General features: G+C 37.6%; 5 protein-coding genes. All 5 read right to left on the bottom strand.

Annotated elements, in window-relative coordinates:
• Window positions 1-242: 242 nt before the first annotated feature.
• A complete protein-coding gene (locus HMPREF2704_RS02100) occupies window positions 243-2,546 on the bottom strand; it encodes a zinc-ribbon domain-containing protein (protein ID WP_070845521.1) in 2,304 nt (767 codons plus the stop codon).
• Window positions 2,547-2,556: 10 nt separating this feature from the next.
• Window positions 2,557-3,303 carry an MreC domain-containing protein gene (locus tag HMPREF2704_RS02095; RefSeq protein WP_070845520.1) on the bottom strand — a complete coding sequence of 249 codons (747 nt, stop codon included), beginning with the start codon at window positions 3,301-3,303 and terminating at the stop codon, window positions 2,557-2,559.
• Window positions 3,296-4,957, bottom strand: coding sequence for a hypothetical protein (locus HMPREF2704_RS02090; protein WP_070845523.1), 1,662 nt, complete (start codon window positions 4,955-4,957; stop codon window positions 3,296-3,298). The genes HMPREF2704_RS02095 and HMPREF2704_RS02090 overlap by 8 nt, the downstream gene beginning before the upstream one ends.
• On the bottom strand, window positions 4,957-6,810 hold the full coding sequence (locus HMPREF2704_RS02085) for a hypothetical protein (RefSeq protein WP_070845519.1): 1,854 nt from the start codon (window positions 6,808-6,810) through the stop codon (window positions 4,957-4,959). The genes HMPREF2704_RS02090 and HMPREF2704_RS02085 overlap by 1 nt, the downstream gene beginning before the upstream one ends.
• 13 nt (window positions 6,811-6,823) lie before the next feature.
• The coding region (locus HMPREF2704_RS02080) for a site-specific integrase (protein WP_141760625.1) at window positions 6,824-7,284 on the bottom strand (461 nt) is incomplete at its 5' end.

The following is a 7,284-nucleotide window of genomic DNA, read 5'->3' as shown; positions in this document are numbered from 1 at the left end:
ATAACTAAAAATTTTTTTCGGGCGAAAATCGGTCCAAAATGTACTTTATTCACGTGAAAACTGGAAATTTCAACCACCCTCAATTCATGCGAAAATGTACTTTATTTAAGTGAACACTGGAAATTTTTTCAATTGTACATAACCCAAAAATGTACTTTTTAAAATAAAATTTTTGATATATCAAAGCATTTTCATGTAGCTGCTATGCTTGGCGAAATTGACCTAAACTTAAAAAAACCAAGCTACATTTTAGCAACTTGGTCTCCCAAAATCTTCTTGAAAGGCACAAAATGTTGCCTTTTTCTTCTCCGTCCTTTACAAATTAAGCATGGCTCTTTATGGCGTTTCTCAAATAAAACTCTATTATATAAGGACATCTTGTACCTATGTTTATCATTATTTTTGCAGATCCACCACACATTGGTCCGACTATTTTCACTGACTTCACTGGGATTTGCTAATAGAACATTATTCAAGTGATCCCATTCCTGAACTAAGGTTGGTTGTTTAACATCAAATGAGTTAAATCCTGGCAACACTTTTCGTCCAAAACAGTAAGGACAACCAAACTTAGAATTTACTCGATTGGCAATGGTATCTTCATATTCACCGTGGCATACCTGACATTCCCAAATCCATTTTGCCTTAGACGTATACAATACTTCACCAATTTCACAGGTATTATTATTGCTGAATGACTCAATAAGTTCGGGATATTTGCCCTCAAGACTATTGTAGCCTGAAAGAAGTTTTTTTCCCGCACAATAAGGACAACAATTATCATTTTCTTCACGATCACAAATTCTGGCTTCAAATTCCCCCTGACATCTTCTACACTTCCAATTAACTTTTGCTGTAGAGGATGGAAAGATTGCCGAAATGCTTCCATAGATATCCGATTGCCATTCTTCAATGAGGAGTGGTTTTACTACGTCTAATGATTCTGTTTTGGGGTTTGGGAGCAGATGTGTGCAATAGGGACAAATATCTTTTAGACTTTTGGTTTCCGAGGTTAAATAACGTTTTAGAACGCTATTCATTCTTTCTTTGAAATCTAAATTACAGCTATTACAATGCCACATAAAAGTCCGTTTTTCAACTTCATTGGGCACAATAGAATCTGTTTGCTCCTGATTTTTAGGGCTCCAAATGCTTACTAATTCAGGGTAAGTATCTAAAAGTGTGTTATAGCCCTTGAGAGGGGTTTCCTTGTTGCAATAGGGACATGGGTTAGCTGAGGCTCTTCGAATAGGAATAGAACACTGATAATCCCCTTGGCAGGTTGAACAATGCCACCAATATTTCTTGGTCTCAATTGTCGTTTGAGCTAGATAGATTGGAACTTCGTTTTTATCGCACCACTCTTTAACCAACTCAGGCTCGCTATAAAAGATTTGATTTTGGAACACTTCAGTATTCCAATCACATAAGTTGGGACATGTTTGAAAGACTTGATTTTCGAAATTAGTGCGAAGAACCATCTCTTGGGGACTGCACTGAAAAACGATTTGGCAACAAGGGCATAGCCAAGTTAGTGGCTCGATAGAATATTGCCAGTAATCGGCCAAGCTACCATCATTGTCAGAAGACCAGAATTTCTCTAGATAGGCATGAGTTTTATCAAGTGTGTTAAAGCCACTTAACAGCTGTCTATTTGAACAAAATGGGCAACTTTCCCGACTCTTTTCTCGAACTAAACACGCATACTCTCCATGACATACTAAGCAGGTCCATAGGACTTCTATATTTGACAAGTTATCTACTTGTTCTACGGCTATATTGTTATTAGTTGACCATTCGTCTAAGTAAGATGGTGTTAAAAAGGATAATGGCTCATAATCAACATCGCCATCCAGTGGCGTATCAAATGAGGCCTGACAGTTCGTACAATAATAGCCATTTCGCTTGATACGATTAAATAGTTGATCAATGGATAACTCGAATTGACTATTGCAGTGGTCACATTTCCATTGAACAGGTATGGTGACGTTGTGATGAAGTTGTAACTGGGCAAACGAAATTTGATTGCTGTCATCACTATAAATCTTAGCAAGGTTTGGATATACCTCATGATAATAATAGTGATAACCCCATTCATTACAATCCAAATGAAAGAGCTCTTTGTCCTCTGATTGAAATAATCGAAGATTCATTACTGTGTCACGCCAACTGACCTGACATGTAGGGCATTTTAAGTGAAAAACACGCTTTGAATTAAACTTTTCATTCCAAAGCTCTTCTAGGATGGTATCCTTGTTTTCATAGTGAAAATTTATATAGTTTTCAAAATCAGGAAAGACGGCAGAAATGCTATTCTTTTCTTTGACCAATAATTTCCCCAGCTGACAACAAGGGCAAAATGCCTTGCTGTTCAAGCTACTTCTGTACACATCATAAACCTTTGCTTCCCAACTGTAAGAACAATCAGGACAAATCCAATGAGCACATGCTCGTCGATTGATTTTTGTCGTTTCAATATCAAGATGATTTAATTTGAAGTCCCAATACATCAAAAGTAAAGGGCAATCTTTTATCGCATCTATCATTAAAACCTCCTTAGTAATTGGTTCTACTATCCAGTAAATCTTTGATTGCTACTACCTTTTTAGGTTTTCCTATGTCACCTTCATCATCTTTACTATTAGTAATATCAGAATGAAAGTTAATCTCTGAATCAGCAGTAAGAATATTATTCGCCATAAACTCATCTGTAATCACTTGCTGCTTAGATTGAAGTATTCCTTCTTCTTTCAATAATTCATTTGCAATCTCAGGATACACACTCGATTTAATTAGAGCACGTAGCTTTATATTTTCTGTTTCTAAAGCTTTTCGACTTGTTTCCTTCTGGAGCAGTTGTTGAATTTGCTCCTTCAGTTTTTCAGTTTCATCTTGGAGTTTCTCATTTTCATTTTTAATCTCTTCAACACTATTTTTAAACTCAAGAGCAGCTTCTGCAACCTTTTTGTAGTATAGATTCAATTCAGATAAACCAGTGCGGATAGCATTAGGTGTCCGATTTGTCGCCATGAAACTATCAACATCAATAGTCTTATAAGTGATAACAGTTCGATATTCTTCTTCCTCCTCGTCGTATTTAGCTTTTCTTTCGGCAAGCACCTCTCTAAAGCCAGTGTTTCGCCTTAATGTTGTATCTGCAACACTTGGAAAACCATTGTTTCTAAGATAGTCGCCGAATCTAGGTATCTTAAAAAGAGTTATATTATTCGAACATTTTTCTTGCAAATATTTTTCAAAGTGTTCTATGATTTCAACATCTTCTATATGTTTTCTTCTAGCCATTTGATTCTTCCTCTAGCGATAGTTGTTTTGCTTTTAAATACTCTTGATACGAGTGACTAACTGATTTTAGCTTTAGTAAAGCCTCTCCAATATCCTCCACATGACCTTTACCTTCTCGAACTCGTTTGATGGCTTCATCAACACTCAGTGCTTCCTCGTCAATGGCCCTTTTATAACTTTTATCCATGGTGAAATAGTCTTTTCCTGCCTTACGGTAAAACGGGCAACTGGTGCAAGCTCCAAGCTCTGCATGTGAGCTAATCACCTTGAGGCAATCTGAAAAATCGCCTTTAGCGTAACATGGAGAGTAACATCGACCTTTGTTGTCTAAAGTGACATAATCCTTTCCAATGGTGTATTGACGTTGAGCTTTACTTACAGCATAGTTGGTTTGAGAACTGGTAAGTTTTCGATAAACTTGATAACTACTACATTCAATGAATTGACTAAGATTTGAGAAATAATGGGATGAAGTCGCCATATTGTCATGTCCTGCCAATAACATTGCTGTCACTGGACTAGCTCCTTCTGCAATTAAGTTAATCATAGCAATGTGCCTAGTGTCACCAATATGAATAAAGTTAATTTCATTATCCTCTAGCTTTGTAGGGGAGTTTAGATAGTAAACTTGATAACCATATTGTTCAGTAATTATCTCATTGTAGAAATACTTGAGGATGGTATTAAGGTTGGTATAGGTCAAGAAACGATTGTTTACCCCAGTCCTACGTTCCCACCGTTTGTAGTGAGAATCAGTGACAAAGAGTGTGTTGAGCTTTGTTGCTGATTGACTATTTGTTAAGTTTAGATAATCTTGTATGTCCATAGCCAATCTTTTAGGAATCTCATAAGTGGTCTTATAATAATCCTCGGAAATCTTGTGAGATACCGATTTCTCTTTTCCTTTTAAGTTATTACGTCTAAGTGTGAGAAAATACTTACCATCTTTTTCAGACAAGCAATCCCTTTGAGTTAGCAAAAATTCTCTGGGTCTTAGTGGAATCACAGCTGTAATTTGCCACCAAAGATAGAGTGGGAAGTAAAAGAGCCTTTGTTCTTGAGATAAGGCTTGACCCCAATAATCCGCTAATATATCATTGAATGCAAAATAGGACTGGAACTGAGCCAATTGTCGTTGTTGTTTGGGCTTGTTTTGGTAGACAATAGTCATCGCATTATCTAGCTGCTCAAGAAGCTGGCTCACTTCACTATCATCTGGATAGGGAAGACTGGCTAGAAAATCAATACAAAGACTAGGAGAGCTGATTTTAATGACTTCAATGTCTAAAAGAATATCCCGCTTCGTCTCCTTGATCATACGCTTTATATCTCGTAAAAAAGCTTGTAAAGAGCCCAGTACATGTTGATCCATGGACAGCACAATAAAGCTTTTAAGATAAGCGATAAATCCTTCATAATCTATACCAAAGAGAGGCTGATAGAACCGTTTGTATTGAAAGGTATTGACGTTGAATAAAAAGGTAACATTAGCATATTCATTGGTGGTCTCCCATTTATGATGATCAAAGTCATAACTGAGGATAATCCCCTTCTCTATGTAATCATCAAAAACCTCTCTGGCATGACCAATCAGATTGTTGTCGAAAATGGTAAAGTCTGTCACAGTTCGAAATAACTTAGTTGGATCACTCATCATTTAATTAACTCCTTTATAATCTCTTCATAGTCGTTTAGCACATTCTCTCCATATTGTTCAGCTAGTGCCTGTAGCATTTCAGTCAAGCAAGGTTTGAGCTGTTTTTCTATAATCGCTCGGATTTTACCTTTTTCTAGATTGCTTTGCACTTTGACATATTTTTTATTCAATCGGTTAAACTCACCAACAAGTAGTAACAGGGTGGATTTTGTCTGGAGCTCATACTGACAGCCTACACAGTGCATTCTGTCATTATAGGGACAAAACTTGCCCAGGGCGGACAAGAGACACATGCTTTCTCCCTGTTTAGAAAAAGCTTCACCATTACCAATACGATGGCAAACTGTAAGTAGTTGGTCAGGGTTCATATCCTCTCTCACGACTGTTTGGAGGGCTTTTTGAGCCTTTGAATCTGCTCTAATACTCAACTCCAGCGTTTTTTCAATCTCACTAGGTGTTAGATCTAGTTGTTGAATCATTTGAGTTTGCTGGCTAGGGCTTAACTCCTTATACTTACCTCTGGTTACTATCGTTAACAGCATGGATGGAATCATAGATAAAACTCCACGTTCAAAGAGTTCCTTTGCAACCATCTCAGGCTGTAATTGACCAAGTTGAGCATCCTTCAAATAAGCAGTTGTAGTTTGGGCAAATTCATTGTAAGTGCCTTTATGACTTCTAGCTAAAGCTGCTAAGAAATAGCCTTTTATATTCAATTCCGATTTTTCCTCTAGAACATCATCTGCCAACATGGCAACAGCTTGTAAGTAAGACTTATTGGCTGATCGACTACTGAAGTCCCGCTCAAGGAAGAGAGAACCAATCTCATCACCCATGTACTTACAAATCCGTTCGTAATCATTGATTTTACGGATAAGAGGCTCTTCGCTATCTGTGTTATTTCCTAATTGATAATGAGATTCACAGATAGCCAATAAGGTTCCGATGAGGACCTGACAACTCTCAGGAACATGGAATTTTAGCTGACTAACATTGGAAGATCGTTTTGTTTTATTAGGTCTAACATTGAGATAGGTTAAACGTGTGGTGATACTAAGAAGGGTTCGTCTTGCCTCACTACTACTCCATGTCCCATTCTGAACGGCTTCTAGCACCCCTTTGGGCTCTCTAGGCAGTTCTGGATGGCCAAGACGTTCAAGGTCTGTTGTTCGCAAGGCACAAATGAAATGAAGGGCTAAGTATAGCCAAGTATCGGCATAGTTCTTTGAAGAAGCTGCATGATAGAGCATATCCTGCTTTTCAATATAGGCATCGTTGAAGAGGTAATACATGAGTTCTAGATAGTCATCTAACTCATATGCCCCATTTTTATCCTCTAAGGTGTATCTGGCCGTCATTTCAAAGCTCTTACGATAATGAGTAATGCCTTTAGCCATCATCCATCTGATAAAGTCGTTTAACTCTTCACCATAGGATTTACTGAGCACTTCTGTTGCCTCTTGAACCAGCCGTTCTATTTCACTATCACTGTAAAGAAACAAATCCTTGGTTAAATCATAAGCAAGAAAATCTTGAAGGTAGAATCTACTACTTCTGGACAACTTTTGCTCTTTTGAGAAATCTTGAAACAGCTCAAATGTCATTGGGAACTTCTGTTTAAAAATAGGCTGTAGGCCCGTTAAACCCACTGGACCAGATAGGAAAGCCTTTATTTTGTCAGTCAATAAATGGGCATCTGATTCTGATATGCTAAGGTTTGTCATATCTACCTTAATACCAAACCAAGCGTTATCAAGTAAAAACTGACTGATGACTTCTCTGTTCTCAGATGTATCAGCATTTAGTTCTGCTAAACTCTTCTCCAGAATATCCTTCACCAAATAAGCCATTGCTACTCCTTATCTATTTACCATACATTTCACTTGCTCGCCAGTTCATATAGTCAAAAACCCCGTCATTGACTTGTCCATATTGTTTTGCAATCTCTCCCTTGTTTTGCAGGTAAACCCATGCACTCTCAGGCGATTTGTCACCTCTTGCTGACATGAGCTCACTGATTTCAGAAACTCCTGATAAGACTAACTGTGTCGTGTACCAATGTCTAAAGATATGCGGAGAGATATTGTGCTCTTGTAAAAGCCTGCCAAAGAAAACAACCTCTTCATCGTCAGCATTGAGATAAAGAGAAATCATCTCTTCACGAATGATTTTACGGAATCGTTGGTAGTACACGTCATAGGTTAACGCCTTGCCTTGTTTATTAAGATTGAGTGGCCCATAGTCCCTCTCATATTTCTTACCTTCCAGATAAGTCATATAGTCATTGTAGGTGTCTAAAAAGACCTCCAAGAAGATATAAGGTA

The organism is Streptococcus sp. HMSC076C09 (assembly GCF_001837905.1).
Classification (GTDB): domain Bacteria; phylum Bacillota; class Bacilli; order Lactobacillales; family Streptococcaceae; genus Streptococcus; species Streptococcus parasanguinis_I.
The sequence above is the reverse complement of the archived record's forward strand: the minus strand, read 5'-3'. Positions and strand labels throughout refer to the sequence as shown.